Source organism: Verruconatronum alginivorum (assembly GCF_056590205.1).
The window spans coordinates 4,434,197-4,461,196 of sequence record NZ_JBWPVQ010000001.1 but is presented as its reverse complement, the minus strand read 5'-3'; the positions used below and the strand labels follow the sequence as shown (position 1 = coordinate 4,461,196).

Genomic DNA, 27,000 nt, shown 5'->3' with positions numbered 1-27,000 from the left:
ACCGATGGTAAAACCGAAATCAAGAGAAGACCAAATCCGGGTCCACACCCCGCCGGAAATCAACGCGGAGATCGACCGCGATCTGGACATGCGGATCCAGTATTACGCCGTCCAGGACGAGAAGACGATCTCCGAGCGAATCGAAGAACTCGACGAAGAACGGGATCTCGAACAATTCCTCGAAGCCAACGCCGCCACGGTCTCGCTGCTCGGAGTAGTCCTCGGAGTGGCGTTCTCCCGCAAATGGCTCTTGGTACCCGTCGTCACCGGCGCCCTGCTATTCAACCACGCGGTCCGCGGCTGGTGCCCCCCTGTCCGCTTCTTCCGGAGCATGGGTGTCCGAACCCGCCAGGAAATCGACCGCGAAAAATACGCCTTGATGGCCCTAAGGGGCGACTTCGACGACCTCGACAAAGGTCCCCGGAAGTAATCCGTCCGGGGGAACTTTCCGTGGGTTCCGCCTTCCGGAAAGTTTCCCCCGGCATGGTTGCATTTCACCTCGCGCTATGATTCGCTGACGGGATGACGACAGTATATTCTCCTGAGAATGTGACGTTTCCGCCGTTCGACCTCGGTCGGCTTCTTCGAACCGTTTTCGCCCCGAAACCGGGTTCGAGGGTTTGCGTTTTGATCGACTTGGATGATCCCCGCGAGATCGAGGAATTCCGGTTCCTGCGGAACCAGGAGCTGACCGTTCAAAGGCATGCCTACGAGGTTTTTCATCAAGGAATCCAGGGAGAAACCGGTCGTGAACTCCAATTGAAGGGAGGCGAGATGTTCGCCTACCGAACCACCGGCGGAAGCAACCTCGACCTTCCGGACGAGGCCTTTGACTCAAATGGCACACCAGTCAGCTTGGAGCGGGATGTTTATCCGAACTACGACATCATTCTCTGCGTGTCCACCTACTCCGCCACCGCTCCGCTGACCGCCTCCGCCAAGAAACATGGTTTCCGCGGCGCCACCCTCCACGGAGTCAACGACATCATCCTTTCGTCGGGGCTGGCGGTCGATTACGACGAAGTCAGCCGGACCGCCGAAAAACTCCGTCTCGGCATGACCCGCGCCGATTGGGCGGAGATCGATTTTGAAATCAGCGGAAACACCCACACCTTGCGACTTCTTCTCGGGGGCCAGGAAGCCCAAAAAAGCCACGGCCTCTGCCGCAACGGACCAGACGTGGCCAACCTCCCGGCCGGCGAAATCTATTATGTGCCGACCGGAGCCGAAGGCGTTTTCCCCATGCGTTACGAGGACGGCACGATCGGATTGATGCGCGTCGCCAAAGGCCGCATTCAGAAAGCGGAGCTCCTCACGGGAGATCCGGCGATCGTCGAGGCCCACAACGAAAAACTCGCCTCCGACCCGGTGACCGGCGAACTCGGCGAACTCGGTTTCGGCACCCAGGTGTTGCCGGTTTCCGGCCGGGACATCCAGGACGAAAAAATCCTCGGCACGGTCCACGTCGCCACTGGCCGCAGCGACCACCTCGGCGGCCACTTGACGCCCGAGTTGTTCACCGAGGCCTCTCACGCCACCCATGACGACATTCTTTTTTCCCCGACCAAAACGCCGGAAATCAATGTCTCCCAGGTGCGTCTGCACCGGAATGGTAAAACCGAGGTGTTGATCGAAAACTTCCGGCCCTCCGCCTACATCGACTCCCTTCTCCATGGATGAGGCGAAGGAAGGAGCTCGACCGTATTACGAATCGGACAAACTTCTCCACGAATACCTTCTGTTTCATTACGGGACCGCTTCGGAAATCCTCCCGTATCCGTTCGGACCGTCGGATGCACTCGGCTTTCCCGCCCGATGCGTCAGCGAATGCCTCGATCCCACCCGCCTTCCGGCCACCGGATCCCGGGCGCTCGATCTCGGCTGCGCAGTCGGGCGGTCCTCCTTTGAATTGGCCCGCCATGTCGAGGAAGTCGTCGGCATCGACTACTCCGCCTCTTTCATCGCCGCCGCCCGCCGCCTGCAAGCCGCCGGGGAGTTTCCCTACACTTCTCCCACCGAAGGCGAACTGCAGCGCTCCCTGACGGCTCGTGTTCCCGCGGACCTGCGTCGCGACCGGGTCCATTTCGAGGTCGGCGACGCCCTCGACCTCCGCCCCGATCTCAGCCGCTTCGACGTCGTGTTGGCCGCCAACCTCATCGACCGCCTGCCCCGCCCCGGCGATTTCCTGAAACAGCTCCCCGATCTCCTGAATCCCGGCGGTCAACTGATTCTCGTCTCCCCCTACACTTGGCTCGAAGACTTCACACCGCGCGACCAATGGCTCGGCGGATTCGAACGCAACGGAAAACCGGTCACCACGTTCAACACCCTTCAGGAAACCCTCGGGACCCATTTCGAATCCGTCAAACGCATCGACCTCCCGTTCCTGATCCGCGAACACGCCCGCAAGTTCCAATGGAGCGTCGCCGAGGCGACCGTATGGCACAGACGCTAATCCCTGGATAGTTGATTCGTCCCCCTCGCGCCGGGGGACCGCTCGCCAGAGCGGCGGGGTGTGTTCCCATTCCCCTCTTGAGAGGGGGGGACCGCTCGCCAGAGCGGTGGGGTGTGTTTCCCTCGTTTTCGAGGAGGCACATCGCCCTCCCGTTCCCGTCCGCAACCTTCGATGATCATCCCCTCTCCCCCAAATCTCCTCCGAATCACTTCTCGAAAAAGTCTTGAAGATTTCCCTCGCCCGTTTTCTCCTAAAAGGAAAGCATGCCCCGCAATCCGGGATCGGAGCATTACGGTAACCATGTTGAATCGCCGCCAGTTTTTGAAGACCGCTGCCGCCGCCACCGCAGCCTCGATGGTCGGTGCCGGACACGGTTGGCTCCACGGTGCCACCGGCGACGTCACCTACACCGTCCGCCAGGGCGACACCCTCAGCGGCGTGGCCCAGCGTTTCGGAACGACCGCGGCCGAGCTCCGCGCCCGCAACGGAATCACCGGCGACCGAATCCTCGTTGGTCAAACCTTGGTCATCCGCTCCGCCGCCCCCACCCGGACCTACACCGTCAAAGCCGGCGACACCCTCGGGAAAATCGCTAGCGACCACGGCACCACCGTTCGAGCCATCCAGACCGCCAACAACATCACCGGCGACCGGATTTATCCCGGGCAAACCTTGATCATCCCAGGCGCCGCCGGAAACACCGGCACCCACCGCTACATCGGCGAAGTGGTCCGGGTGACACGGGGACTCCCGACCCAACTCCGCCCCTGGGAATACATCGTCGCCCACCACAGCGGCATCGAAAACGGCAACGCCCGCATCTACGACGGCTTCCACCGCCGCCAGATGAGAATGCCCAATGGACTCGCCTACCACTTTGTGATTGGAAACGGCCGCGACTCCGGCAACGGGGAGATCGAAATCGGCGACCGCTGGCTGCAGCAGCTTCAGGGCGGCCATGTCCGTAACCACTCGGTGAACGAGGTCGGCATCGGGATCTGCCTCGTCGGCAATTTCGAACAACGCCGCCCATCCTCCCAACAAATCGCCGCCCTCACCGAACTGGTCCGCTACCTGAAGTTCGACCTCACCGGAGGCCGCGGCCAATTCACCGTCCATCGAGAGGTCGACGGCAACCGTACCTTGTGCCCGGGCCGGCACTTCCCCACCGCCCAGATGCATCAGCTCTTCTCCTGATGCCGACCACGTTTTCCTCCGGACGCCCCACTCCCAATCCCGTCGGCGCCCCCACCGGCCCCGCTCGTTCCCACCTATTTCCCATGCCCAGTACAGTCGCCGTCATCGATATCGGAAGTAACACGATCAAACTTCTCGTCGCCGCCCGAGCCGAAGATTCCGGCCAGATCAAAATGATCTACCGAAACACCCGGGAAACCCGCATCGGCCAGGGAATCAGCTTACAAAACCCTGTTTTGACCCCCGACAGTATCGCCCGCGCCACCGAAGCCGTGTCCGCCCTTGTCGAAGAGGCCCGCACCCACGACCCCGAATGCATCCGAATTGTCGCCACCAGCGCCGCCCGCGACGCCGCCAATGGCGACGCCCTGGTCGAATCGATTCGGCGAAAAACCTCCCTCATCCCCGAAATCCTCAGTGGCGACCGGGAGGCCGAATTAATCGGACACGCCATCCGACTCGATTCATCCATCACGTCCACCCACTTTTATGTCTTCGACCTCGGCGGCGGCAGCCTCGAATGCCTCCGGTTTTCCGACAAACAACTCGACGAGGTCGTCAGCCTCCCGTTGGGTTGCGTCCGCCTGACCGAAAAACTGATTCCCGACCCGTCGGCTCCCTTCACAGCCGACGATGAACGCCGGATCGGCGACGAGATCACCGCCGTGATCGAAGCCAGCGGCTTCCAATTCTCCCTCCCCTCCACGGCGATAGCTATCGGCACCGGCGGCACTCTCACCACCGCCCTCAACATCGCCGCCGGACTCCAGGGAAAACAACTCGAGGAAATGCCTTCCCTCCTCACCCGCGACGACCTCCGATCCCTTCTCGAACGGACCGGCAGTCGACCTCTTTCCGAGCGCCTCCAAATCCCACGCCTCACCGCCGGACGAGCGGACGTCTTCCCGACCGCCCTGGCGACTTTCCTGAAATTGGCGGACCTGACCGGCAAAGAAGCCTTCCATCATTCGTATTTGAATCTTCGCTACGGTCTCGCCGCCGAGCTCCTCGGCCAAGAGTGACTCAGGCTTCCACCTCGATCGCCAGGATCGAAATATCGTCCTGCTGCTCGAGGCCCGCGCAGTGGCGCCGAACATCCGCGATCAACGCGTCCAAAGATCCGTCCAGGTCCAGCTTCATCCATTCTTCCGCCCCCTCCAGAATCGTCTCAACCCCGTAAAACTCCCCTCCTTCGTTCCTCGCTTCGACCACACCATCGGTGAACGCATAGATCCGGTCGCCCACACCCAATTCCAGACAATCCGCCGGAGAACCGGCGCTCACCGGCAACCCCAGCACCGCTCCGCCCCGCAACCTCACCCGACGAAACTCTCCGCTCTTCGCATGGAACCAAAAGACCTCCGGATGGCCGGCGTTCGACAGGCACAAATTCAGCGTTTCCCCCGTCTCTTCGAAATGTCCGCACAAACCGGTGACAAATCCTCCGGGAATCCGACCGGCTAGATTTCGGTTCAATTCATTCAGGAACGCGTTCGGATCGCCCGTGTATTTCTCGCCCAGCTTGTCGGTCAAATACTTGATCAAAACCGTGAACAACGCCGCCCGCACCCCATGCCCGGCCACGTCGCCCAAAAAGAAAAGGGCCCGACGCCCCGGGTCCGGAGGAAACGTCACGACATCACCGCCGACCGCAACCATTGGATTCAGGCGCACCGCGATCTTCAAGCGATCATGCGAAGGAATCTCCCCCGGAATCATGACCGACTGGACGCTGCGGGCGCTCTCGAAATCCTCCTGCATCATTTCATTCTGCAAACGCAACCGGCTTTCGCTCTCGCGCAGCGCGACTTGCGCCTTCCGTTGCTCCGTAATATCGCGAGAGATCCCGAGCAAACCGACTACCTCCCCCGATCCAAGCACCAACGGGACCTTCGTGCTGGAAACCCAGGTCACCGTTCCATCCAGCCAAGTCTCCTTCTCTTCCTTCGCCAACATCGGCTTGCCGCTGCTCAATAACCGCCGCTCGTCCTCAAACGCCTGTTCCGCATGTTCCCGCGTAAAGAAGTCAAAATCGGTTTTGCCTTTCACTTCGTCGAGCGATCGCACCCCGAAAAAATCGAACATGGTCCGGCTCACCGTCACGAACCGGCTCTCCAGATCTTTGATGTAGATCCGATCCGGCGATTGCGCCATCAGCGCCTCGAACAGTCGTTCGGCCGGCGCATGAAATAGCGGATCAGGGACGGGGGCGGAAGAATTCAGAGGCTCATCCATGCTTGATGCCAATCAAACTACCCACTCTTCCCGCCGCCACGCGAGCGGAAAACATCCTCCGCTTCCACCCGTCCGGCTTTCGCCCACGTTCGCAGCCGTTCGCGATAACGCCGGTCCCTCTCCCGGGCTTTCTCCCTCTTCGTTTCGAGGCTCACCCTGGGCCGCCCACGCCGAAGGCGCACCACATCTTCGGGCAGGGTGAAGACCCCCCGCCGCCGGAAGGCCGACGGTGCCAACACCAACAACGAGGCCCGGGCTTCGTCCGCAAACCATGGCCTTTCGCACGACCGCGCCGGCTCCTGGGTCCACTCCGGCCATTCCAATCCCGCCTGTTGGGCAATCCATTCGCCGAAGGCAGCGAGATAAGCATCCGCGATTTCGCCTCCATCAAACCGGTCTTTCAACCGAGCCGGCGCCTTCTGGATCGCCCGCGCCAACGCCGGACGACTCGACACGTCGTTCCGCCGCAGCGTCTGATTGAACTCCCGTAACAGAAGGCCGAAATCCTCCAGGCTTTCCGCCTGCTCCGCCACCTCCTCCAGCGTCGCCGGCCGTGTCACCGTCTTCTTCATTCGCTTGTCTCCTCTTTAATAACTCGAGCGATCATCGCGCAAGCAGCGTCACTCGGACGGTCATCGGGATAATATCGATTGATATGCTCTTGGATTTCGTCCAGGGATCGAATTCCCATTTTCTTGATCAGAAAACGCAGATCCTCTTCATCGCCTCCATATCCCGGCAATGCCCTTCTTCCAGCCAACGCCTTCATTGCCAGTAAATAGCTGGCCGTGGGAACATTGATTCTAATTCCCGGCAGATCCAGCGGCAAGGAACGAAACGCCCCCGCTGGAGCCAAGAATTGCCTCACGTCGTCGTTAAGCCAGTCGGGCGGCAACCCAAGTTCCTGCGCGACCTGCTCGATCCATGGCAACGCCAGTTTCCGAGGATGAAAGATGGCGTCGACGTCCCGAGTAATCGCCCTCCGATCAAACGCCAACATCATCGCACAGCCACCGTAAAAACAGATCTCCAACTCCACCCCGTCCGCCTGAGCCAATTCCCCCAAACGGGAAAGCGCCTCCACGATTTGCTCCCGCCGAAGTCCCTTCTTCATGAATTAATCGTCGCACGACGTTTTATTTATTTCAAGCCAAACCAAGCCCTCCCACGAGCCTTCCAATCACCCGGCGCAGTTGTCCATCTCACGACCTCCGGGTATCGTTGAACCATGGCCCTTTCATTCACCCAAGTCCCACCCGGGCGAAACCGGAACAAGAGTCGTCGCGACGACGCGGGGAAACGGAAAATCCTCGTCACGGGGGCGCATGGCCGGATCGGTTCCTATTTCGCCGGGAAAACCCACGGCAAATACCACCTCCGCCTCATGGTCGCCGAGGACGAGGATCCCGCGGATCTCACCTATCTGGGCGATGTCGTCTCCGGCGATCTCCTGGATCTCGACCGAATGAAAGAACTTTGCCAGGGCATCGACACCGTGGTCCACCTGGCCGCCGACCCCAGTCCTTCGGCCGCGTGGGATTCGGTCTTGAAGACCAACATCACCGGCACCTATCACGCCTTTGTCGCCGCGAAAGCCGCGAACTGCCGCCGGTTGATCTACGCTTCTTCCATCCACGCCGTATCCGGTTACTCGAGCGACATGCAGGTGAAAACCGTCGATCCGGTCAATCCGGGGGATCTTTACGGAGTATCCAAATGTTTCGGCGAAGCGATGGGACGCTACATGGCCGAAAAACACGACTTGTCCACCATCGCGATCCGCATCGGCGCGTTCCAACCCTTAAAGGAGGCCGCAAATCCGGAAAAAGCCCGGATGCTCGATGCCTTCGCCTCCCGCCGCGATCTCGTCCAACTGATCACCCGGTCTATCGAAGCCGATCATCTCCAATTCGCCATTTTCCATGGGATCAGCGACAACCGCTACAAACGTCTCGACATCACCGACGCCCGCCAATTGATCGGATATCAACCCCAAGACGATCTCGCCCGCGAAAACCCTCAAACCGAGGACCTCGACCTCGGCCACATCGAACTTACCCCGAGAAACGAACCGCCGGACCAAGCCGGAATCCGCCACGATTTGTGATTCCACTCGAACCGGCCAGCCCGGTCCGCTTTTCCGTCAAATTCAATGCATTTTCCTGAAAATAATCTCCACAATCGATCGGTTCTCTCTAGACTGACCGGTCATGCCTAAACCCATCACACTCATCGCCAACGGCGACCTCCGCATCGCCGCCAACCAAAACTGCTGGGACGCCCAGTCCCAAATGGAAGCCGCGCTCACCCAAGCGATCGAAAAAGAGGGTTACTCGGTAACCCGGGGACATCCCTACGACTCGGAAAAAAAACATGGCTTCATCGATAGCCAAAAGCATGGCATCGAAGTCTTCCGCGACATCGATCCGGAATCGCCCCTGATCGTCGCCGAAGCCGTTTGGCAATACAGCCAACACATCCTCCCCGGTCTCTTCACCCATCGCGGCCCGATCCTCACCGTCGCCAACTGGAGCGGCACTTGGCCGGGCCTCGTCGGCATGCTCAATCTGAATGGCTCCCTCACCCGGATGGGTGTCGAATACTCGACCTTGTGGAGCGAGGACTTCACCGACGACTTCTTCCTCAACGGACTCCGCCAATGGCTCCGCTCCGGCAAGGTCGAACACCCGACCCCGCACGTGAAACCGTTCGACGACGGCTTCAAGGGCGACGCCGTCCGCAAAGGCCAGGAATTCGCCGAGCGCCTGATCCGCGAAAAACGGATCATGGGGGTGTTCGACGAAGGCTGCATGGGCATGTACAATGCCATCATCCCCGACGAACTCCTCAATCCGACCGGCGTTTTCAAAGAACGACTCAGCCAGTCCGCCCTTTACGCCAAAATGCTGACCGTTTCCGACGACGAAGCGAAAAAGGTATTCGATTGGTGCCGTGAGAAAGGAATTCAGTTCCGCTTCGGGTCGAACGAAGAATCCGACCTGACCGAAAACCAAGTCCTCCAACAGTGCAAAATGTACATCGCGGCGGTCCGCATCGCCGACGAATTCGGCTGCGCCACCATCGGCATCCAATACCAACAGGGCCTCAAGGACCTCGCCCCCGCGTCCGACCTGGTCGAAGGATTACTCAACAACGTCGAGCGTCCCCCGGTTTACCACGAGGAAACCGGCAAGGAGCTTTATGCCGGCGAAGCGGTTCCCCATTTCAACGAAGTCGACGAATGCGCCGGACTCGATGGCTTGGTCACCTACCAACTCTGGAAAGAACTCGGTTTCCCGCCGGAGAACACCCTCCACGACCTTCGCTGGGGCCGCCAATACCAGGGTGACGGGATCGACGATTTTGTCTGGGTGTTCCTGATTTCCGGCGCCGCCCCCGCCGCCCACTTCATCGACGGCTACCGCGGCGCCAGCAGCGAACGGCAACCTTCGATGTATTTCCGTCTCGGCGGCGGCACCCTCAAGGGCATCAGCAAACCCGGACACATCGTCTGGAGCCGGGTCTTCGTCGAAGCCGGCAAATTGAAATTCGACACCGGTCTCGCGAAAGTGGTCGAACTCCCGGAGAACGAAACCGCCGACCGCTGGCAGCAAACCACTCCCCAATGGCCGATCATGCACGCCGTGCTCGATGGGGTGGACCGCGACCAAATGATGGCCCGCCACAAGTCGAACCACATCCAAGTGGTTTACGCCCCCTCCCGGGACCAAGCCAAAGAAGGTCTCCTCGCCAAAGCAGCCGCCATGCGGGCCCTCGGCCTCGAAGTCTCGATCTGCGGCAATCTCTGATCCCGCCCGTTCCACTCAGCCGCGACAAAAAAATTAACACCTGTTGGTTTTTTTGTCGCGCGCTTCGGTCGGCGACCCTTCGGGGCCATCGGGGGGCCGTTCGGTTTTCAGCCTTAAGCCTAAGAACAGCAGTTATTTAACGGGTATCCGAAAAGGTTTTCGGTCGCTCCGTGGCTGTAACAGCGGGGAAGACAACACACCCCACCATGCTCGCGCATGGTCCCCCCCTCTCAAGAGGGGAATGGCTCACAAAAAGTTCCCCTCTAGAGAGTGGGAACCGCTCGCAAGAGCGGAATTGCTCACAATAGATCCCCTCTTGAGAGAGGGGGACCGCTCGCCAGAGCGGAATTGCTCACAAACAGTTCCCCTCTAGAGAGTGGGAACCGCTCGCAAGAGCGGAATTGCTCACAACAGATCCCCTCTTGAGAGGGGGGGACCGCTCGCCAGAGCGGTGGGGTGTGTAGCAGAGCCGATCCGCCGAACGCCACCCCCTTTCGGACGGGGTCTACTTAGCCCCGAGAAGGCACCAAAGACGCAAAGAAGCCTATTCCATGCTTTTTGCGTATTTTGAGCTTTTTCGCGGCTACTCCAACTGCGTTTTTAGGTTCAGTTCAGCGCTTCGAAAGGCAACCGACCCCTTCAGTCGAGACCTTCGCGGCGATGATTTCGTAGGCTTGCTGCGGAGTCTCCACCCATTCGCGGCAGAGGGAACGGATCTGCTTCGAAACCGTCCGTCCATGCCGGATCAACATCGTCGGAGCCTGGCAGGCATGTCCCGCCAATACGTCGACATCGGAATCACCGACGAACAAGACTTCGCTGCTCTTCAACGAGAGTTCGTCGAGGATGTGCACCAGCCCTTCCGGGTCCGGTTTGTGACTGGTGAAATCGTCGCCGCACACCACCACTTGGAAATACTTCCAGAGGTTGTGCGCGCTCAAAATTTCGTCCGTCGTCCGGCGATCCCGTCCGGTCCAGAGCGCCACTTCCGTGCCGTTCTTTAACAGCGTTTCCAATAAATCGACCGCCCCTTCGAATGGGACGATCTGGTGGTGGTGGTTCCGGTTGTATTCCAACAACCGGGCCATCGCGTCGGGGAGATTCCGCTCGTCGTCGAGGAGATTGCGCAAGCAGATATCAGCCGGGCCGGCCAGCTTCTCGAAGATCTCCAACGGCTCGGGAGAATTTTGAAACACCTCGATGGCATAGGTGAAGGACGCCAACACCATCGGCATGCTGTTAACCAAGGTTCCATCCAGGTCGAAGACCAGGCCCAAACGTTTTGTGACAGGCAACATTGCAGTAGATTTCAGGATGATTAAAAGAGGGAGAATTCTTCGCGCGGCACGGTCGGGAATCCCCGGTCCAACTCCTCCGGCGTGAAAGGAAAATCGGCCGGAGACAACTCGAAGGCGGCGCCCCGGATCGAAAGCCGGGTTTTGTCATCGGACCGGCGGTCATGGTAATCGATCGACTTCACAATCCACTGCCCCTCGACTCGCTTGATTTCCATGATGTTGAACGACCGCAACACGACTTCGCCCCGCCCGATCACTTCGGCCGCGGTCAGCGCATTGAACTCGGCATCGAGGTAGATCCGCACCCCTTCCAGTTCCGGGAAGTCCTCGGCGGTCCCGGCGGGAGGATACATCAAAAACCCGTGCGACGACCGTCCCCGAATTCGTCGCAACCCTTCGTAGGCGAAGTCCTCCCAAAACAGGTAAGGCATTTGCAAGTCGAACGGCGTGAAATCAGTCCCGGGAATCGCCTCGAACAACTCGGGGCCTTCCAATCGGCGCACCTCCGACGCTTCATCCGCCGTGTCGTAAAACCAGATCGCGGGGCGCGGGCCGTTCTGGATCAGAAAGCGAAGCCGGCGTTCCGGATCCCCTTCCCCGGTCCGGATCTCATACCGGAAAACCGGTCCCATTTCATTGCGGCTTCCCCACATCTGTCCCCGCATCCGGCTTTCCGGACCGCGGCGCGGCATCACCCGGAGATCGAACAAAAAGGTGGAAACACCTTCGATCCCCATTTGCCGCATTTCGGCCAACCGCTGTTCCCCTTCTTCCCGCTCCAGTTCGCTGTAAGGGATCGGACGGGGCGGCAACCGACGCTGGGCCTCAAGGGGCAGGACGGCCCCGAAAAAGAACGCCAGCAACACTGGCCCCGCGAAAAACCAACGGGGGAACGATCCGCGATAAACGGAGTTCGGAAGGAAAGACGACCTCATTACAAGAGATGGATCAAGCGGCGGAGCGGTTTGTTCCCTCCGCGCCTCCATTTTCCCGCGCGACGCGGGATCAATCGAGCGGCGAAGGAGCCACGCCTTCCTCGTCCTCGGCGCCTTCCGCCGGAGCAACGACTTCTCCTTCCGGAGGAGGCTGGGTCTCATCGGCATCCGGAGTGGCCGGAGGATCGATCTCACCGACACCCCTCATCTCGGGCAAGCCTCGGACGTCGGTCACTCCCCGGTGACTGGTGTACATGTGACCGAGATAGAGAATGAAGGTGGCGATGAAAAAGAAGATCGCGCAATAAATGGTGCTCCGCGACAAGATGTTGCCGGTCTCCGCCCCAAATGCGGATTCGGCCGCACCACCTCCGCCCAAGGCCGCCCCCAAGCCGGAATCGGAACGTGGGCGCTGCATGAGAATGATCAGGCACATCAAAAGGCTGACCAAAACGAGAATGACGGTGAAGAAACCGATAAGAAGGTTCATCTAAGCTCTAGCTTTCTATGGAAATCCGGAAAAAGGGTAAATAAATAGGCGGAAGCGCCCTCCCCGCAAGGGAAAAAGCAAGAAAAACCACTTTTGGCGATGGTCTGCCATCCGTCAGACCATCGCTTGTCGTCTATGCGGCTATCGTCTATGCGTCTTCGCCTGCTATCGTCTATTCGGCCGCAGGCGCACCCGCGTCTCAAATCTGATAATCGACCGGACCGGTCTTTTCGTCGGCTTTCGGAGCCGAATCGAATCCTTTCTTCCGAACCTGGTCGTAAAAGATCCGGATGTCGGGACTGCTGCTTTGCAACAGATGGGAGGCCCGCAACAAAGCGCGCTTGGTGCTCATCGTCGGATTCGCCTCGGTATGGAAGACGTTCTCCTTACCGATTTTCGCCATGAAACCACTGTTGATTAAAACCCGTTCGATTTCGTCGTTGATTCCACTGATGAGCAAAAAGCGGTTGTTCTTGTTCAAAAAGTCGAGCAATTGCTGCAAGGCGACGATCGACGTGGCATCGATGTGCCGGGCGTTTTTCAAACGAAGAATGAAAACCCGGATCCCTTCGTCCTGGGCGATGTACCGGATTTGATCCTGAAACAACTCCGCCGCTCCGAAAAAGAGTTCCCCTTCCACATGGATGATCGAAATCTGGTTGTTCTTCCGCTTCTCCGAGGAATCGAGTTCCGACAAGGTCCCGCTGTCGGTGAATCCGTATTCGACCAAATGCGGCGTGGCCGCTTTCCGCAAAAATAAGACGAGCGATAATCCGACCCCGACGTAAATGGCGGTGTCCAATCGCAAAAACAGGGTCGACAAAAAGGTGGCGGCGAAGACCAGAGCGTCCGACCGGGTCGAACTGACCGCGATCATGATTTGCTCGAAGTTGATCATACGCAGGGCGATGAACACCAACATCGCCGCCAGCGTCGGGATCGGAATGTAGTTGGCGTAGCGGGCGAACAGGAGGATCACCCCCGCCACGATGAAACTGCTCAACACCGCCGAGATCTGGGTTTTCCCTCCGCTCTGATAATTGGTGGCGGTCCGCACGAAGGAGGCCGACCCAGGCATTGTGCCGAACAAACCCGACATCATGTTGCCGATCCCGAGGCCGATGATTTCCTGATTGGCGTTGATTTTCTGTCCCGACGAAATCGCCACCGCTTTCCCCAGGGAGACCGTTTCCAACATCCCGAGAATCGCGATAGCGATCGCCGCGCTCATCAAATGCGGCACCAGGGCGACCAAATCCTGCGGCAAGGCCCGGTCGCCGAAGGTCGGCAACGCCGGCACGATCTCCCCGATCCCACCGATCAGCGTCACATCGTATTTTTCCAAATTGAACACCGCCGCCGCGAAGCCGAACAAGATCAAGGCGATCAACCCGGCCGGCAACCGGGGCACCAATCTCCACGCAACCGACAGGAAAACCAGGGTCACGATCCCGATGATCGCCGAGGGGGCGTTGACGTTGGCGGCCAACACATTGCGCAACACATTCAGCACCACCGCGATGAAATCCGTTCCCTGCGCCCGGTCGACCCCGAGCAGGTTGTTGATCTGACCCGCCGCGATCAACAGCGCCACCCCGGTGGTATATCCGATGATCACCGACCGCGAGATGAAACGGTTCAACGTCCCGAGTTTCACCACCCCGGCGATCACCTGGATCGCACCGATCAACAGGGCCAAAACCACCACGATTTCCACCGCTCCGAACTGACCTTGCAGCGTGTGGATCGTGCTGGCCAAAATGATGCTGATGCTGGTGGTCGGCCCGGCCACCAGGTGCCGCGAGGAACTGAAAAGCGCCGTGAACAAGACCCCGACAATCGCCGCATACAAAACGATCTGAGGCGGAATCCCGACGATGAGCGCGAAACCGATCGTCTGCGGAATCGACACCAACGCGACGGTGGTCGCCGCCATCCCATCGGCCCGCAAGGTCCCCATCCGGTAACCGTGCAATTCCCGCAGGATCGGCAAGACGAAGCGGGGAGCCGTCGCCTCCTTGTTCGATTTTCCGTCGAATTTCTCGCCGTCCATGAGCTGATATCCGCTCAGAGGACTATCCGGTCACCCCGATCTTTTCCAGAATCCGCTGCAAATCGTCGTTGCCGTAATACTCGATCACGATTTTCCCCTTCTTCGGAGAATGTTTCAACGCGACCCGGGTGTTCAACCGGGTGGAAATCTGCTTCTCGATATCCTTCACCGCCGAAACCTCCGACTCCGCCGGAGTCCGCTCGGCCATGCCGTTGCCAGAGGTGGCTTTCCGGATCTTCAGATTCTTGACCAGTTTTTCCACCGCCCGGACGCTGAGTCCTTCCTCGATGATCTTACGGGCCAATACGGTCTGCTCGGCTTCTCCTTCCACCCCGAGCAACAATTTGGCGTGCCCGGTCGAAATCAGCCCTTTCCCGAGATAACCTTGGATTTCCCCGGTCAACTGCAGCAGACGCAACGCGTTCGCCACCGTGGCCCGGCCTTTGCCGACCCGCTCCGCGACCTCCTCCTGGGTCAGATCGAAGTCCCGGATCAAGCTGGCGTAGCCGAGCGATTCTTCCACCGGGTTCAACTCGGCCCGCTGCAAGTTCTCGATCAGCGAAATCGAGGCCGAGGAGGCATCGCTCGCTTCGATCAAGCGGGCCGGAATCGTCTTCAATTGAAGACTTTGACAAGCCCTCCAACGGCGTTCCCCCGCGATCAACTCATACCGGTCGCCCACTTTCCGCACGACGATCGGCTGCAACAATCCTTCCGCCTGGATACTCGCCGCTAATTCCCGCAACCGCTCCGGATCAAATTCCTTCCGCGGTTGGTAGGGATTCACGTCGATCCGGTCGACCCGAATCTCCAGATACCCCGGCATCCCGGCAGTGGCGGGGGCCGACGGAGGAGCATCACTCTTCGACTCCTTTTTCGCCGCCCCGTTTCCGGCCGGAGCCGATTTGCCGTCCGAGGCCGCCGAGGGACGGGTCCCGCCCGATATCAGGCCGCTCAAACCGCGTCCCAGTCGTGACTTGTTGCTGGCCATCAATTTCCTCTCTGTGGAATAAACAAGGTTTGGCCCACCTGGATCGCGGCGGGATTGGATATCTGATTCGCGTTCTGGATGTCGCGGACGGTCGAATTGTGCCGGGAAGCGATCCCCGACAACGTATCGCCTCGCTGGACAACATAGGAAACGCCTTCCCGCGGAAAATCATCCGAAAAACTGACTTGCCGGGTCGGCACCGGGGCCGGCCGGCTCGAAATATTCCTCGCCAGAGCGTCGATCGCCGCCTGGGTTTGTTTCCCCAATTCCTCGATCTGGGTCGTCACCTCCCGGATAATCTGACGCCTTTGTTCAACGCTGGCCGCCTGGGTCTTCCGTTCCAGTTCCCGGATCGACCGGTCCAACTGCGCTTGGCGCACCAAATCATCCGATTGAGCATTTTGCCGCCGCTGCTGTTCCAACTCGTTCTGCAGGTCCCGGTTGCGCCGGAGCACCTCCTCCATGGCCAAAGTCAATTCGCGCACCCGCCGATCGAGCGCCTGGACGTCCGCCCGAAGGTTGGCAATTTCAATCCGCTGGTCGTTGGACTGCATCGGCTCGGCCTCCAAGCCTCCGCGCGAATTCGGCGAATCCCATCCGGCCCCCAAAAAAGCGACTGCGAGGATCCCTACTAAGCAACAATAGTTCCGCATTCCCCCCTTCTAGTTGATCGATCCGACAAAGCAAGAACAGGAATCAGACAAAATCGGACGAATGATGTGGCCGGGGTCTCCTCCGCCCGCCAGCTTCTCCTCTCGCGCCTCCGCAATGCCTCCCGCGCGCCTGTTGTCGTGAAACAGGCATTCCTGCCTGTTTTATCACAGACAGGAATGTCCGTGTCACGGTGGTTGTGTGCCCGCGTTCCCGCGGTCCCCACCTCGAACGCTCCACTGCGCGCGCGCCTCCCTTCTCCAAAATCCGCACTTGCGAATCCCCGCAGGTCGCATTCACTTCATTACGATGAAGTTTCGCTCCCACGGCAACAGCCACACCGGCCGGATGCGGCGCCGGAACGAGGACGCCTTCCTCAACGACGCCACCCACCACCTTTACGCGGTGGCCGACGGTCTCGGCGGTCTGGCCGGCGGCGACAAAGCCAGCCGGCTCGCGGTCACCCTCCTCAAGGCCCATCAAAAGGAGGCGTCACAAAACGAACGCGCTCTCGACCTCCCCCAGGCCTTCGCCGATGCCCATTCCGCGATCACGAAGCTCGGGGCCCAGATCGATCCGGTCCGCGGCTCCGGCACCACGCTCACCGTCGCCCGGATCACCGACGAGACCGTGTCGATCGGGCACGCCGGCGACTCCGCCGCCTATCTCTTTCGCTCCGACCAATGGCGCAAACTGACCACCGACCACACCGAAGCCGAAATCCTTCGCCGGACCGTCCCGGGCACGGAAATCCCGCTCCTCGCGGAACACACGCTCACCCGGTGCCTCGGACAACCTTCCCCGCTCGAAGTCGATTGGCTGACCCACACCGCCGCGCCCGGCGACCGGCTTTTCCTTTGCACCGACGGTATCACCCGCCACGTCGACCCGCACGAAATTCACCAATGGCTCAAACAACACTCGTCACCGAAGTCCATCGTCGATGAAGTGATCAAAATAGCCAACCGGCGCGGTGGTTCCGACAACTTGACCGCAGTGGCAATCTTCATCGATTAATATCTTTTTTTTCACATGACCGCTCGTTCCGAACACTTCCGAAAGATGGTGGAAAACGCTCCCGCCAACGAACTCTTCCGCTTCAGCCTTGGCCAAGCCCTTTTCGAAGAAGGCCGACACGCCGCCGCGATCGAACATTTGAAATTCTGCTGCGACAAGAAAACCGATTGGATGATGCCCCGCATTCTCCTCGGAAAGGCCTACCTTCGAACCGGCGAACCGGACGCCGCCCACCGCACCTTGGAAAGCGCGCTCGCTCTCGCGGTCGAACAAAATCACGAAGCGCCCGAATCCGAACTCCGCGCCATGCTCGCCGAACTCGACGTCCATCCCAATCCCGAAACGGATTGACCGTCCGGCCGCCCCCTCACTTCTTCACTCCGGAGAGTTGAACGGCCAACAAAAGTCCGCTCAACACCAATCCCGGCCAAACCACGAGCGAGGGACGTAGGAAGAGATACCGCTGATTCTCCCGCAACAACGCCCCCAACTCCGGAAAGTCGGGGTCGCCGATCAATCCGAGAAAGGCGAGCCCGCTCAACTCCAACACCGCCAACGCGAAGACCAACTTCACCACCGCCCAAACATCCGGACGGAGGTTCGGCCAAATCTCCCGCCAAAACAACCGAACCTTCCCCGCCCCCAGGACCACCGCCGCCCGCACATACTCCGTCCCCACCTGGCCCAGCCACAAAACCCTCAATTGCCGAAACGCCAACGGAGTCGTCCCGACCGCTGCCGCCGCCACCAACGTCCCAGGCGAGGGCCGCAGGAAAACCAACAGCAACAACCCGACAAACAAGACCGGGATCGCGATCCAAACCGCGACCGCCTGCCGGATCCCCCTCCGCAGCCACCGCGGCCCGCTTCGCTCCACCACCAGCAATCCCACCGCTCCTCCGAACGCCCCGGTCGTGGCCGCCAACCCCATCAACAGGGTGTGCGCCCCGCCGACCCAGACCCGGCTAGCCATATCCCGCCCGAGTCCGTCCACCCCCATCGGGTGACCCCAACTCGGACCGCTCAGCCGCTCCTCCAAAAACTCCTGCGCCAACGGATCATGCGGCGCCACCACCAACCCCGCCAGCAACCCGCCGACCAACAACAAGAGCAAAACTTCCCGCCACCATCCCATCCTTTATCCTAACTTGACGTCATCCTGCCGGTTAAATTTTTGCGCGAAGCGCTTTGGAGTGCGGGTGCGTCCCCGCACCGCTTTCAAATGGTCGGCGATGGCCGCCCGCTCGACAGTCATTCGACGACCAAAGCCTTTCCGCACGCATGAAACCCAATTGAATCCCACAGGGTTAAACTGGCGCTGCCCGGATGCCGACTTCATTTCGTTTCCTCGTGATTCCATCTTCCTCACTCCTCCTCCCGCATCGCCGCCGGGTTCAACCAGGCCGCCAGCAGATCGCTCGCCTGGACCACCGCCAACACCAGGAAGACCACCAGCAACAACGCGTTTTGAATCACGTAGATGTCCCGGTCCAACACCGCCCCAATCAGGTACCGCCCCATTCCCGGCCACGAAAACACCGTTTCCGTCAACACCGCCCCTCCGAGCAAAACCCCGAAGGTGGTCCCGATGATCGTCACCACCGGTCCGGCCAACAACTTCAACACATGCACCAGCCAGATCCGCGCCGAACCCAACCCCCGCGCCCGCAACCCGGCCAACAGCCATCCAACCCGCGGCTCCCGCAACCGCGCCCGGAGTGTCGCGCAAACTTGCGCCGCCGGATACAACGACAAACAGAGCGCTGGCAAAAACAGGTGCCGCACCGCTTCCCCGGCCACCCCGATCCGTCCCGCCGCCAGCGCGTCCACCAATAGAAATCCGGTGCCTCCCGGCGGATCGATTCCCGCCGGCAACCGCCCTCCCGATGGGAACCACCCGAGCCAGAGACTCCCGCCGATGATCAACAGCAACCCGATCCAATAAATGGGTACGGTCAATCCGGCCATCCCGACGGAATACGACAACAGCCCGACCACCCGGCTTCCGCTCCACTCCGCCAACAACGCCCAAATCCCCCCCGCCGCCACCCCGAGCAACAGCGCCGCCAAGGCCAATTCCAAGGTCGCCGGAAGATACGCCCGGACGTCCGCCGCCACCGGCCTCCCGGTTCCGAAACTGGTCCCCCACTCCCCGGTCCAAAACTGTTTCGCCTGCACCCCGAATTGCACCGGCCACGGACGGTCCAAGCCGAGCCGCTCCCGCTCCGCCGCCACTTGCGCCGGATCGGGATTCTTCAACCGCAACGCCACCGGATCTCCCGGAATCGCCCGGATCGCCAGAAAAAGCAGCAGACTGACCACCCCGAACATCACCGCCAGAGCCCCCGCCCGCCGCAGCGCCAACACCGCCAGTTCCGCCCCCCGCCCGTTCATCCCGTTCGGCCGCCGCGCCGCAACACCCGCGACAGATAATCGAGCAAGTCCGTGGTCCGCACCGCCTCCTGACCCGACTCCCGGGCCAGAGCTTCCGCCGCCAAACCATGCCAGACGATCGCCCGCCGCATCGCCAGCCCAAGGTCGTCCGGCGTGCGCGCCACCAGACTTCCCGCGATCCCGGCCAGGAGGTCCCCGCTCCCCCCCCGCGACAATACCGGCCCGCCCGCCAAACCGTAGCAGATCATCCCGCCGTCGCACAAACGGGTGAAAGGCGGACCCTTCAACAGCGTCAAGAATCCGGTGTCGCGACAGAATTGATACAGCGACTCTTCTCCTTCCTCCGCGAAATCCCGTCCCGAGATTCGAGCGAATTCACCAGCGTGGGGCGTCACCGCCACTTTTCCCCTCATTTCCGGTCGCCTCCGCAGGCGTTCGACAAGGGTGACCTGCAAGGCTTCCGCGTCGATCACCAGGGGCACTTCGATCTTTTCCGCCAGTTCCTCCAACATCGCCTGCGTTTCCTGTTCGGTTCCGACCCCCGGTCCAATCAAGACCGCCGTCGCCTTCGGCAGGATATTTTCCAACCGATGCAGTCCGTCCAACGCCAATCCCCCCGCCTCCGTTTCCGAACAACCGATCCACATCGCCTCCGGAACCACCGTCGCAAACGAGGGGACCAACGACTCCGGCACCGCCGCCGTCAACAATCCGACCCCGCTCCGAGCCGCCGCCAGAATGCTCATCAGAATCGCCCCCGGCATCCGCCGCGACCCACCCGCCACCAGAAGGTGACCGTAATTCCGTTTGTGGGTCATCGGTCGGCGCCATCCCCGGAGGCCGTCCAACACGTCCGACGACAACACCGCCCGCCCCGCTTCCGCGAATCGCGCCGGTGCCCGCTCGAAGAATCCAAGATCCAAATACCGGAGCCGACCCGCCCACTCGGCGTTCCGCGGCTCGAAGGCGGGCCGTTTCGCGCTCCCGGTCATGTAAGTGAAATCGGCCCGGAAGGCCCGCTCCGCCGGTTCGTCCGACAATCCGCTCGGCAAGTCGACCGCCGCCCGGAAATCGGCCCGGAGGCGTTGGTTGAGCCAATCGATAACCTCGTCGACCGGTGCCCGGAACGGCGGACGGAAATTCATCCCGAACAAACCGTCGAGACAAAGATGATACCGCTTCCCGCTAAAACCTTCCAACTGCGCGACGACCTCTCCTTCGCGATCAAGCGACAAGGTCCGAATCCGGAGCCCCGGTCCGGTCGCGCCGAGCAGGCTGTTCCACGCCCGCTTCGCCAACGGACTCAGGGCCTCCTCTCCGAAAACGAAAACCACCTCGACCGAACCCCCTCCACCCGCCGCCGCCATCTCCCGCGCCGCTAGAAAGGCATCCCCGGCGTTGTGACCTTTGCCCGCGACGATCAACATCCGCCAATGATCCGGCCAGTCCGCTCCTTCCTGGTAATCGTCCAAAATCCCGTCGGCAATCCCCTTTCCGGCCCGCAGCATCGCCTCCCACTCCGCCTCCGGCGCCCCCCGCAGCACCTCCTTCTCCAGTTCCACCGCCTCCGCGCAACTCAACATGGAAGAAAATTATGAAGGATGAATGACGAATTATGAAGGACATTCCACCGCCGCCCGCCCGCCGCTCTAACCTCCGGTCCCCGTGCCTTATCCTTAAAACAGCAGTCTTTAGCCGCGAGAAGGCACAAAAGGGCGCAAGATAAGAACTTAGGCGGAAGCCAATTCACCCAACGGGTGACTGGTAATAATCGGCCTTTCATAAAGATCTCATGCTTTTTGTGTACTTTGCGCTTTTTCGCGGCTATTCCAACTGCGGAGTAAGGTTTATGCGGTCCGTGCCTGGTGACAAACAAGGTCGGTCCCCATGCCCCAGGTTGATAGGGGTAGGAACGGGGCCGAAGCCCCGCCCCTCCCTCCGAACCGGACGTGCAGATCTCCCGCATCCGGCTCTCCGGTTGATGATTGCTCTTTATCGAGACTGGCACGCTTCCCGATGGGCTCGTTCAAGGCTGAACAATCCCATCTCGGCGAAGTAATTGTTCTCCCTTCACCCCCGATTTGAGGGCTGCCAGCATGGGATCGGTCCAGACCAAAGGGTCGGCTCCAAGCCGCTTGCGCAACTCGCGGGCCTGTCCGTCCTGGATGGCCGTTTCCGGCACTTGCGACGGGGGTGGTCCTTCGGTCATAATCGAGTTCCTTTCATCTTCCTGCCCTCCTTTGCTACTCCGGCGTTACCCGGGGATCATCGCTCCTATGAGGACTCTGACTTCTGATGGGCGACGGGACGTCCGATTTGGCTGAGCGTTGGTAACCCGGTCGCGCTCGTTCCGGGACGGTGTCGGACACAGGTCGGCCTTTCCCATCAGATCTCTCATCTTCATCGCAGACGTCCTTGAATGCATACTATCCCCAACCACCTCCATGCAGCCATGGCAGGGCTTTGCCGTGGGATCCGCCCTCCATGAGTCGCGACTCATTCGTCGCGCGTGCCTTCGCTCAACAACCCGCAGGCTCGGCCCGCATGACGGCCGTATCAGGTTCACTTTCGTTATGGTCTGCATTCTCTCTTTCCGTTGCTCTCCACCCCGCCTCGCGGCGACGCAGTTTCGGTTCGATTCGCGGGCAGCGCACGGTTTGCCCGGAACAGGTCTCGCACCTGTCAGACGTTTGCGACTTGATGACGCACGAGTTCCGCCTTCAGGCGGTCCTTTCCGAAGCCCCAACAAAGGAGAACGAGCTTTCCTGCCCGTTTAAAGCCGCGCGGACCAGACGGAGCTGGTCCCCCGCCGGGAACCGAACGAAGACCGCATAAATGCGGAACTCCAACGCGCGGGATCGGTCGACGGCTGAAACCGGGTCGCCCCCCTGACGCCTTGACGCACCAAGGGAAGATCGGTCATAAACAATCCACCTGACGTCCATACCTACCGAATCCTCTGCCCCTCATGAATCCGAACAACCCCCAACGCCCACCCCGAAAGCGCCCCGAACCGACGCCTCCACCCCTGATCCCCAAGCATGGCGGATTCCGGCGGTTGAAGAGCTTTCAGCTCGGCCAGCTCATTTATGACCTGACGGTCCGTTTCTGCGACCTCTACATTCCGCCGCGCAGCCGCACCCATGACCAGATGGTGCAGGCGGCGCGGAGCGGGGTGCAGAACATCGCCGAGGGCTCGGTGGCCAGCGCCACCTCGAAGAAGATGGAGCTCAAACTGACCCAGGTCGCCCGGGCCAGCCTGGAGGAACTCCGCCTCGACTTCGAAGATTACCTGCGCCAACGCGGCGAGCCGCTTTGGACACCGGACCACCCGGCCCTGCATCGCTTCAAAGGAAAGCGCTGCAAAAGCCTCGCAGAAATCAGAAAATGGATACAAGAAGAGCGTCAGCGGGAGAAGTCGGAGCGTAGCGCCTCGAAGAATACAACGACGGGCGAAGAACAAGGACAGAACAAGGACTTTCAAGGACACACGGAGAAAGAACAGAAATTTCCTCCCAATCTTCAGTCCGTGTCCAGTCCGTGTTCGTCTGTGTTCTCTCCGTGTCAGTCCTTGTCCGTGTCTTCTTCTCTTCGGAGCGGTCGAGCCACCCTAAAAGCTCCGCCCTCTGCCATTTACGCGGCCAATGCGGCCTTGTCTTTGCTGAATCTGTGTTGTTATTTCCTGGATCGTCAGGTGGCGGCGCAGGCCGCCTCTTTTGAAAAAGAGGGCGGCTTCACGGAGCGCCTTTACAAGACCCGCCAAGCCAGACGCAGACAATCATGACCGGCCGTTGCGGGCGAGCGGAGTGAGCTTTTTGAGTGGATGCTGCGGGGGCGGGTGAAGGCGGCGGTGGTGCGGACCTACCTCGTCCTCAGCCGGAAGCTCCGCCTCATGGCGCGGGAACTAACCGAGATGGTGAGAAGATGCCCAAGCTCGACTGGACCCAGCGCGAATCCGTCCGCGCCAACCTCCGGCGCAGCGTCCGCCGGCTCCTGGCAAAATACGGCTACCCACCGGACCTCTCCGAGGACGCTACCCAATTGGTTTTAAAGCAGGCGGAGATGTCGACTCGGAACGGGGCATAGGAAGGCCAGCCGGGACGGAAGGCAGGTCGGACGAAGTTGGGCTCAGACAGACAGGAATGTCTGTTTCACGGGGGGAGGCCCCCTCTCCGCCTCGGCGACTGGACTCAAGTTGCCGATTGGTCCGTTTCCGGGTTAGGGTAAGCCTCGAACCATTTTATCGCGCTTTCATCCAATGAGCAGCTTCGCCCTATCATTCGACCGCTGGAAAGCCCGCTGGCTGTTCGCCCGGCAGGCCGACCTTTGGAAAACTTTCGCCGCCCGCCGCACCGCCGGAAACCGGCGGATGATCGTTTACCGGAACACCCACTTCCACGCCGATCCCACCGCGCGGATCGAACTCGATTCCAATTTCCACCTCGGTTGCCGGTGGGATCATCATTGTTTCCTGCCATCGCAACTGATCCTTTTCGCCGACGCGAAATTGGAGGTCCGGGGGAAGTTCCGGCTTTTCACCGGTTGCCAGATTTCCGTCAACGATGGCGCAAACCTCATCCTCGGCAGCGGATACGCCAACTCCCGGCTCAACCTCGCCTGCTTCGAACGGATCGAAATCGGCGAACGGGTCGCCATCGCCGAAAATGTCACCATCCGCGACAGCGACACCTACTCCCTCGATCCGGTCCGTTCCCCGACCGCCCCGATCCGGATCGGCGACGATGTCTGGATCGGTCTCAACGCCACCATCCTCAAAGGGGTCACCATCGGGGATGGAGCCGCCGTGGCCGCTGGAGCGGTGGTGATCCGCGACGTCCCGCCACGCTGCCTCGTCGCGGGGGTCCCGGCGACAGTGAAAAAGGAGAACATCGCCTGGAAGGATCGACTGCGGAAGCCGGAAGCTGGGGAATTCTCCGAATGAACTGATTGGAAACGATTTCAGGGGTGACAAAGGAATTCTAGTCGGGTAGTTTCAATAACCACTTACGAATGGGCTCGATGCGCGACAGAATGGCCTCCGGCCTCGAACCGTTTCGCCGGTTGTCGAACTTTCTTCGACCGCCGCGCGGTTGGATGGTCCCGGTGATCATGACCGCCGGGGTGTTTTGCGGGCTAGGCCTGGTCATCCTCCATATTTCGAACGCCACCTCCTACCTGTCGGACGACCCCCGGACTTGTGTGAATTGCCACATCATGGCCCCCCAATACGCCACCTGGCAAAAAGGAAGCCATGGGCGGGTCGCGACCTGCAACGACTGCCACGTCCCCCACGACAATTTCCTGCGGCACTACGCCTTCAAGGCGATGGACGGCGGCCGCCACTCCTACATGTTCACCTTCCGCCTCGAACCCCAGGTGATCCAGATGCACGAACCGGGCATCCGGGTGGTCCAGGAAAACTGCGTCCGCTGCCACACCGACCAAATGCACAAAACCCGGTTGCCCGAAGTCACCGGCCGGATGGCCCTCGCGGGCGACGGCAAACTTTGCTGGGATTGCCACCGCGACGTCCCCCACGGCAGCGTCCGCAGCCTCGCCTCGGCCCCCGACGCCCGGGTCCCGTTGGTCACCCCGATCATGCCCGATTGGATGCACGAATATTTTGAACGTAACCCAAATCCGGCCGCCCACGACTCACCCGTGGCCCCGGCCAACTATAGCCGTCCGCAGGAGGAAACACGATGAAGTCGATATCGGAACTAGTCAGCGAAAAACCATGGGTCGGGTGGGCGCTCTTCGGCGTCACCTTGCTCGTCGTATTCTTATTCGGGTTGTTCGGCGCCTCGATCGTCGAGCGCCGCCAGGAGGCCTTCATCACCCAACACATCGCTCCGCTCCCGGAATGGGAACCGCGCAACGAGGTCTGGGGACAAAACTTCCCCCGCCAATGGGAACGCTACCGTCGCACCGCCCGAACCGATTTCCAGAGCAAATACGCCGGCTCCACCGACATTGACTACCTCGAACGGTATCCGAAATTGGTGGTGATGTGGGCCGGTTACGCTTTTTCCCGCGACTATAGTCAAGGCCGGGGCCACTACTATTCGGTCGAGGACATCCGGCAAACCTTGCGGACCAACGTCCCCCAACCCGGCACCTGTTGGGCCTGCAAAAGCACCGACGTCCCGCGCCTGATGAACGAGATGGGCGTGGCGGAGTTCTACAGCTCCACTTGGAAAGAACTCGGGGCGGAGGTCGTGAATCACATCGGTTGCCAGGATTGCCATGATCCGAAAACGATGAACCTCCGGATCACCCGTCCCGCCCTGGTCGAAGCCTTCCAACGGCAAGGCAAAGACATCAACGACGCCACCCACCAGGAGATGCGCTCCCTCGTCTGCGCCCAGTGCCACGTCGAATACTATTTCCGCAAAGAGGACAATTACCTGATGTTCCCGTGGGACGAAGGGATGGGCGCCGAACAAATGGAAGCTTATTTCGACCGGATCGGCCACGTCGACTGGGTCCACTCGATCAGTCGCGCTCCGATGCTGAAAGCGCAACATCCCGATTACGAACTCTTCACCACCGGCGTCCATTACCAACGGGGCGTCTCCTGCTCCGATTGCCACATGCCCTACCGGAGCGAGGGGGGAATCAAATTCACCGACCACCACCTGGTCTCGCCTCTCAACAACATCGCCGCCTCGTGCCAGGTCTGCCACCGCGAAAGCGAGGAAACCTTGCGGCGCGACGTGATCACCCGCCAGGACCGGATCTCCAATCTCCGCTACCTGGCCGAAGACGCGATCACCAAGGCCCATATCGAGGCCGGCGCCGCTTGGGAGGCCGGGGCGACCGAAGAGGAAATGCATCCGATCCTGCAACTGATCCGGCACGCCCAATGGCGTTGGGACTACGTCGCCGCCTCCAACGGCATGGGCTTCCACGCCCCGCAGGAATCGGCCCGCGTGCTCGGCACCGCCATCCAGAAAGCCGGCGAAGCCCGACTCCAACTCAACCGGGTCCTCAACCGCCACGGCATCACCGAACCGGTGCCGATGCCCGATCTTTCGACCAAGGCCAAGGCCCAGGAATACATCGGCCTCGACATGGACGCCCTCCGCGCGGAGAACGAAGAATTCCTCCGCACGGTGGTCCCGCAATGGGAGCGGGCCGCCCAGGAAAGAGCCGCCGCCGGCGAACGCCCTCCCCCGCAACGGACCTCCGTCGGAGAGCAAAACGGCGGGTATTGACGACAGTAGAACGCAGCGGATTCATTCCATCTCCGCCACTGGGAGGGATGGCATCCTGCCGTCCGCCGTCGGCGTCGCACTCAGAAGAAGGTCGGCTGGAAGCCAACCCTCCGATTTAGCCCTTCAATCCAAATGAACGAAAGGCCCGGATTTCTGGCCCCAGTCTCGCCGCTCGACATCAAAGAAGGACAAACCGTTTCGGCCGCTGCGGTCGGGCGGCGAAGCCAACCCAACTACGGCAACGAGCGAGATGATTCT

The 27,000-nt window shown here is 60.6% G+C and carries 27 protein-coding genes and 1 pseudogene; 14 read left to right on the top strand and 14 right to left on the bottom strand.

Going from position 1 to position 27,000, the window contains the following annotated elements; translation table 11 throughout:
* The first annotated feature begins 4 nt into the window (after nucleotides 1-4).
* The 5 genes from ACWUI2_RS16005 (at nucleotide 5) to ACWUI2_RS15985 (ending at nucleotide 4,674) form a co-directional block, all read left to right on the top strand.
* On the top strand, nucleotides 5-430 hold the full coding sequence (locus tag ACWUI2_RS16005) for a hypothetical protein (RefSeq protein WP_486983850.1): 426 nt from the start codon (nucleotides 5-7) through the stop codon (nucleotides 428-430).
* 92 nt (nucleotides 431-522) lie between these two features.
* Nucleotides 523-1,680: a M29 family metallopeptidase gene (locus ACWUI2_RS16000; RefSeq protein WP_486983849.1), complete on the top strand. Its 1,158-nt coding sequence runs from the start codon at nucleotides 523-525 to the stop codon at nucleotides 1,678-1,680.
* Nucleotides 1,673-2,455, top strand: a complete 783-nt coding sequence (locus tag ACWUI2_RS15995) for a putative 4-mercaptohistidine N1-methyltransferase (RefSeq protein WP_486983848.1) — start codon at nucleotides 1,673-1,675, stop codon at nucleotides 2,453-2,455. Before ACWUI2_RS16000 ends, ACWUI2_RS15995 begins: the two co-directional genes overlap by 8 nt.
* A 300-nt stretch (nucleotides 2,456-2,755) precedes the next feature.
* Nucleotides 2,756-3,652 carry a LysM peptidoglycan-binding domain-containing protein gene (locus ACWUI2_RS15990; protein ID WP_486983847.1) on the top strand — a complete coding sequence of 299 codons (897 nt, stop codon included), beginning with the start codon at nucleotides 2,756-2,758 and terminating at the stop codon, nucleotides 3,650-3,652.
* Nucleotides 3,653-3,735: 83 nt separating this feature from the next.
* Nucleotides 3,736-4,674, top strand: a complete 939-nt coding sequence (locus ACWUI2_RS15985; protein WP_486983846.1) for a Ppx/GppA phosphatase family protein — start codon at nucleotides 3,736-3,738, stop codon at nucleotides 4,672-4,674.
* A 1-nt stretch (nucleotide 4,675) separates the two neighbouring features.
* Here ACWUI2_RS15985 and ACWUI2_RS15980 read toward each other — a convergent pair whose 3' ends face one another.
* Genes ACWUI2_RS15980 through ACWUI2_RS15970 form a run of 3 tightly spaced genes read right to left on the bottom strand, consistent with a single transcriptional unit; the run spans nucleotide 4,676 to nucleotide 7,001 of the window.
* Nucleotides 4,676-5,887 (bottom strand): PP2C family protein-serine/threonine phosphatase, encoded by a 1,212-nt coding sequence (locus ACWUI2_RS15980; protein ID WP_486983845.1) that lies wholly within the window; start codon nucleotides 5,885-5,887, stop codon nucleotides 4,676-4,678.
* Between the two features lie 17 nt (nucleotides 5,888-5,904).
* Nucleotides 5,905-6,459, bottom strand: a complete 555-nt coding sequence (locus tag ACWUI2_RS15975; RefSeq protein ID WP_486983844.1) for a hypothetical protein — start codon at nucleotides 6,457-6,459, stop codon at nucleotides 5,905-5,907.
* Complete coding sequence (locus ACWUI2_RS15970) at nucleotides 6,456-7,001, bottom strand: hypothetical protein (protein ID WP_486983843.1); 546 nt, start codon at nucleotides 6,999-7,001, stop codon at nucleotides 6,456-6,458. Before ACWUI2_RS15970 ends, ACWUI2_RS15975 begins: the two co-directional genes overlap by 4 nt.
* A gap of 114 nt (nucleotides 7,002-7,115) precedes the next feature.
* Here ACWUI2_RS15970 and ACWUI2_RS15965 point away from each other — a divergent pair, with 114 nt between their 5' ends.
* A complete protein-coding gene (locus ACWUI2_RS15965) occupies nucleotides 7,116-7,994 on the top strand; it encodes an NAD-dependent epimerase/dehydratase family protein (RefSeq protein WP_486983842.1) in 879 nt (292 codons plus the stop codon).
* Between the two features lie 103 nt (nucleotides 7,995-8,097).
* The gene (locus ACWUI2_RS15960) at nucleotides 8,098-9,696 is read left to right on the top strand and encodes a fucose isomerase (RefSeq protein ID WP_486983841.1); all 1,599 of its coding nucleotides are present in this window, start codon (nucleotides 8,098-8,100) and stop codon (nucleotides 9,694-9,696) included.
* Between the two features lie 611 nt (nucleotides 9,697-10,307).
* Here the strand turns inward: ACWUI2_RS15960 and ACWUI2_RS15955 are convergent.
* The 6 genes from ACWUI2_RS15955 to ACWUI2_RS15930 form a co-directional block, all read right to left on the bottom strand.
* On the bottom strand, nucleotides 10,308-10,994 hold the full coding sequence (locus ACWUI2_RS15955; protein WP_486983840.1) for an HAD family hydrolase: 687 nt from the start codon (nucleotides 10,992-10,994) through the stop codon (nucleotides 10,308-10,310).
* 20 nt (nucleotides 10,995-11,014) lie between these two features.
* Nucleotides 11,015-11,929, bottom strand: a complete 915-nt coding sequence (locus ACWUI2_RS15950; RefSeq protein ID WP_486983839.1) for an outer membrane lipoprotein-sorting protein — start codon at nucleotides 11,927-11,929, stop codon at nucleotides 11,015-11,017.
* 70 nt (nucleotides 11,930-11,999) lie between these two features.
* Entirely contained in the window at nucleotides 12,000-12,419 is a 420-nt protein-coding gene (gene secG, locus ACWUI2_RS15945; protein WP_486983838.1) for a preprotein translocase subunit SecG, read from the bottom strand.
* Between the two features lie 199 nt (nucleotides 12,420-12,618).
* Nucleotides 12,619-14,472: a SulP family inorganic anion transporter gene (locus ACWUI2_RS15940; RefSeq protein WP_486983837.1), complete on the bottom strand. Its 1,854-nt coding sequence runs from the start codon at nucleotides 14,470-14,472 to the stop codon at nucleotides 12,619-12,621.
* Between the two features lie 22 nt (nucleotides 14,473-14,494).
* Complete coding sequence (locus ACWUI2_RS15935; protein ID WP_486983836.1) at nucleotides 14,495-15,463, bottom strand: ParB/RepB/Spo0J family partition protein; 969 nt, start codon at nucleotides 15,461-15,463, stop codon at nucleotides 14,495-14,497.
* Entirely contained in the window at nucleotides 15,463-16,017 is a 555-nt protein-coding gene (locus ACWUI2_RS15930) for a LysM peptidoglycan-binding domain-containing protein (protein ID WP_486983835.1), read from the bottom strand. Before ACWUI2_RS15930 ends, ACWUI2_RS15935 begins: the two co-directional genes overlap by 1 nt.
* Nucleotides 16,018-16,423: 406 nt before the next feature.
* Between ACWUI2_RS15930 and ACWUI2_RS15925 the strand changes: the two genes are divergently transcribed.
* Entirely contained in the window at nucleotides 16,424-17,131 is a 708-nt protein-coding gene (locus ACWUI2_RS15925; protein WP_486983834.1) for a PP2C family protein-serine/threonine phosphatase, read from the top strand.
* Nucleotides 17,132-17,146: 15 nt separating this feature from the next.
* Complete coding sequence (locus ACWUI2_RS15920; RefSeq protein WP_486983833.1) at nucleotides 17,147-17,482, top strand: tetratricopeptide repeat protein; 336 nt, start codon at nucleotides 17,147-17,149, stop codon at nucleotides 17,480-17,482.
* Nucleotides 17,483-17,498: 16 nt separating this feature from the next.
* Here the strand turns inward: ACWUI2_RS15920 and ACWUI2_RS15915 are convergent, their stop codons facing one another.
* The 5 genes from ACWUI2_RS15915 to ACWUI2_RS15895 all read right to left on the bottom strand — a co-directional run bounded on the left by ACWUI2_RS15915 (nucleotide 17,499) and on the right by ACWUI2_RS15895 (nucleotide 21,734).
* Nucleotides 17,499-18,266: an ABC transporter permease gene (locus ACWUI2_RS15915; RefSeq protein ID WP_486983832.1), complete on the bottom strand. Its 768-nt coding sequence runs from the start codon at nucleotides 18,264-18,266 to the stop codon at nucleotides 17,499-17,501.
* Nucleotides 18,267-18,269: 3 nt separating this feature from the next.
* Nucleotides 18,270-18,470, bottom strand: coding sequence for a hypothetical protein (locus ACWUI2_RS15910; RefSeq protein WP_486983831.1), 201 nt, complete (start codon nucleotides 18,468-18,470; stop codon nucleotides 18,270-18,272).
* A 26-nt stretch (nucleotides 18,471-18,496) separates the two neighbouring features.
* Nucleotides 18,497-19,525 carry an ABC transporter permease gene (locus ACWUI2_RS15905; protein WP_486983830.1) on the bottom strand — a complete coding sequence of 343 codons (1,029 nt, stop codon included), beginning with the start codon at nucleotides 19,523-19,525 and terminating at the stop codon, nucleotides 18,497-18,499.
* Nucleotides 19,522-21,108 carry an NAD(P)H-hydrate dehydratase gene (locus tag ACWUI2_RS15900; RefSeq protein WP_486983829.1) on the bottom strand — a complete coding sequence of 529 codons (1,587 nt, stop codon included), beginning with the start codon at nucleotides 21,106-21,108 and terminating at the stop codon, nucleotides 19,522-19,524. Before ACWUI2_RS15900 ends, ACWUI2_RS15905 begins: the two co-directional genes overlap by 4 nt.
* 443 nt (nucleotides 21,109-21,551) lie before the next feature.
* Nucleotides 21,552-21,734 (bottom strand): hypothetical protein, encoded by a 183-nt coding sequence (locus tag ACWUI2_RS15895; RefSeq protein WP_486983828.1) that lies wholly within the window; start codon nucleotides 21,732-21,734, stop codon nucleotides 21,552-21,554.
* Nucleotides 21,735-22,493: 759 nt separating this feature from the next.
* Between ACWUI2_RS15895 and ACWUI2_RS15890 the strand changes: the two genes are divergently transcribed.
* The 5 genes and pseudogenes from ACWUI2_RS15890 to nrfA all read left to right on the top strand — a co-directional run bounded on the left by ACWUI2_RS15890 (nucleotide 22,494) and on the right by nrfA (nucleotide 26,742).
* Nucleotides 22,494-23,309 carry a four helix bundle suffix domain-containing protein gene (locus ACWUI2_RS15890; protein ID WP_486983827.1) on the top strand — a complete coding sequence of 272 codons (816 nt, stop codon included), beginning with the start codon at nucleotides 22,494-22,496 and terminating at the stop codon, nucleotides 23,307-23,309.
* Between the two features lie 90 nt (nucleotides 23,310-23,399).
* Nucleotides 23,400-23,611 (top strand): annotated as a pseudogene (locus ACWUI2_RS15885) (type I restriction enzyme endonuclease domain-containing protein); the annotation flags it as partial.
* 172 nt (nucleotides 23,612-23,783) lie between these two features.
* Nucleotides 23,784-24,467, top strand: a complete 684-nt coding sequence (locus tag ACWUI2_RS15880) for an acyltransferase (RefSeq protein ID WP_486983826.1) — start codon at nucleotides 23,784-23,786, stop codon at nucleotides 24,465-24,467.
* Between the two features lie 77 nt (nucleotides 24,468-24,544).
* Nucleotides 24,545-25,231 (top strand): cytochrome c nitrite reductase small subunit, encoded by a 687-nt coding sequence (gene nrfH, locus ACWUI2_RS15875; protein ID WP_486983825.1) that lies wholly within the window; start codon nucleotides 24,545-24,547, stop codon nucleotides 25,229-25,231.
* A complete protein-coding gene (gene nrfA, locus ACWUI2_RS15870) occupies nucleotides 25,228-26,742 on the top strand; it encodes an ammonia-forming cytochrome c nitrite reductase (protein ID WP_486983824.1) in 1,515 nt (504 codons plus the stop codon). The genes nrfH and nrfA overlap by 4 nt, the downstream gene beginning before the upstream one ends.
* Nucleotides 26,743-27,000 lie beyond the last annotated feature (258 nt).

Excerpts from the sequence above, each read along its gene's own strand:
- ACWUI2_RS16005 (WP_486983850.1), top strand. The coding sequence starts at position 5 with ATGGTAAAACCGAAATCAAGAGAAGACCAAATCCGGGTCCACACCCCG.
- ACWUI2_RS16000 (WP_486983849.1), top strand. The coding sequence starts at position 523 with ATGACGACAGTATATTCTCCTGAGAATGTGACGTTTCCGCCGTTCGAC.
- ACWUI2_RS15995 (WP_486983848.1), top strand. The coding sequence starts at position 1,673 with ATGGATGAGGCGAAGGAAGGAGCTCGACCGTATTACGAATCGGACAAA.
- ACWUI2_RS15990 (WP_486983847.1), top strand. The coding sequence starts at position 2,756 with ATGTTGAATCGCCGCCAGTTTTTGAAGACCGCTGCCGCCGCCACCGCA.
- ACWUI2_RS15985 (WP_486983846.1), top strand. The coding sequence starts at position 3,736 with ATGCCCAGTACAGTCGCCGTCATCGATATCGGAAGTAACACGATCAAA.
- ACWUI2_RS15980 (WP_486983845.1), bottom strand. The coding sequence starts at position 5,887 with ATGGATGAGCCTCTGAATTCTTCCGCCCCCGTCCCTGATCCGCTATTT.
- ACWUI2_RS15975 (WP_486983844.1), bottom strand. The coding sequence starts at position 6,459 with ATGAAGAAGACGGTGACACGGCCGGCGACGCTGGAGGAGGTGGCGGAG.
- ACWUI2_RS15970 (WP_486983843.1), bottom strand. The coding sequence starts at position 7,001 with ATGAAGAAGGGACTTCGGCGGGAGCAAATCGTGGAGGCGCTTTCCCGT.
- ACWUI2_RS15965 (WP_486983842.1), top strand. The coding sequence starts at position 7,116 with ATGGCCCTTTCATTCACCCAAGTCCCACCCGGGCGAAACCGGAACAAG.
- ACWUI2_RS15960 (WP_486983841.1), top strand. The coding sequence starts at position 8,098 with ATGCCTAAACCCATCACACTCATCGCCAACGGCGACCTCCGCATCGCC.
- ACWUI2_RS15955 (WP_486983840.1), bottom strand. The coding sequence starts at position 10,994 with ATGTTGCCTGTCACAAAACGTTTGGGCCTGGTCTTCGACCTGGATGGA.
- ACWUI2_RS15950 (WP_486983839.1), bottom strand. The coding sequence starts at position 11,929 with ATGAGGTCGTCTTTCCTTCCGAACTCCGTTTATCGCGGATCGTTCCCC.
- secG (WP_486983838.1), bottom strand. The coding sequence starts at position 12,419 with ATGAACCTTCTTATCGGTTTCTTCACCGTCATTCTCGTTTTGGTCAGC.
- ACWUI2_RS15940 (WP_486983837.1), bottom strand. The coding sequence starts at position 14,472 with ATGGACGGCGAGAAATTCGACGGAAAATCGAACAAGGAGGCGACGGCT.
- ACWUI2_RS15935 (WP_486983836.1), bottom strand. The coding sequence starts at position 15,463 with ATGGCCAGCAACAAGTCACGACTGGGACGCGGTTTGAGCGGCCTGATA.
- ACWUI2_RS15930 (WP_486983835.1), bottom strand. The coding sequence starts at position 16,017 with ATGCAGTCCAACGACCAGCGGATTGAAATTGCCAACCTTCGGGCGGAC.
- ACWUI2_RS15925 (WP_486983834.1), top strand. The coding sequence starts at position 16,424 with ATGAAGTTTCGCTCCCACGGCAACAGCCACACCGGCCGGATGCGGCGC.
- ACWUI2_RS15920 (WP_486983833.1), top strand. The coding sequence starts at position 17,147 with ATGACCGCTCGTTCCGAACACTTCCGAAAGATGGTGGAAAACGCTCCC.
- ACWUI2_RS15915 (WP_486983832.1), bottom strand. The coding sequence starts at position 18,266 with ATGGGATGGTGGCGGGAAGTTTTGCTCTTGTTGTTGGTCGGCGGGTTG.
- ACWUI2_RS15910 (WP_486983831.1), bottom strand. The coding sequence starts at position 18,470 with ATGAAGTCGGCATCCGGGCAGCGCCAGTTTAACCCTGTGGGATTCAAT.
- ACWUI2_RS15905 (WP_486983830.1), bottom strand. The coding sequence starts at position 19,525 with ATGAACGGGCGGGGGGCGGAACTGGCGGTGTTGGCGCTGCGGCGGGCG.
- ACWUI2_RS15900 (WP_486983829.1), bottom strand. The coding sequence starts at position 21,108 with ATGTTGAGTTGCGCGGAGGCGGTGGAACTGGAGAAGGAGGTGCTGCGG.
- ACWUI2_RS15895 (WP_486983828.1), bottom strand. The coding sequence starts at position 21,734 with ATGACCGAAGGACCACCCCCGTCGCAAGTGCCGGAAACGGCCATCCAG.
- ACWUI2_RS15890 (WP_486983827.1), top strand. The coding sequence starts at position 22,494 with ATGAATCCGAACAACCCCCAACGCCCACCCCGAAAGCGCCCCGAACCG.
- ACWUI2_RS15880 (WP_486983826.1), top strand. The coding sequence starts at position 23,784 with ATGAGCAGCTTCGCCCTATCATTCGACCGCTGGAAAGCCCGCTGGCTG.
- nrfH (WP_486983825.1), top strand. The coding sequence starts at position 24,545 with ATGCGCGACAGAATGGCCTCCGGCCTCGAACCGTTTCGCCGGTTGTCG.
- nrfA (WP_486983824.1), top strand. The coding sequence starts at position 25,228 with ATGAAGTCGATATCGGAACTAGTCAGCGAAAAACCATGGGTCGGGTGG.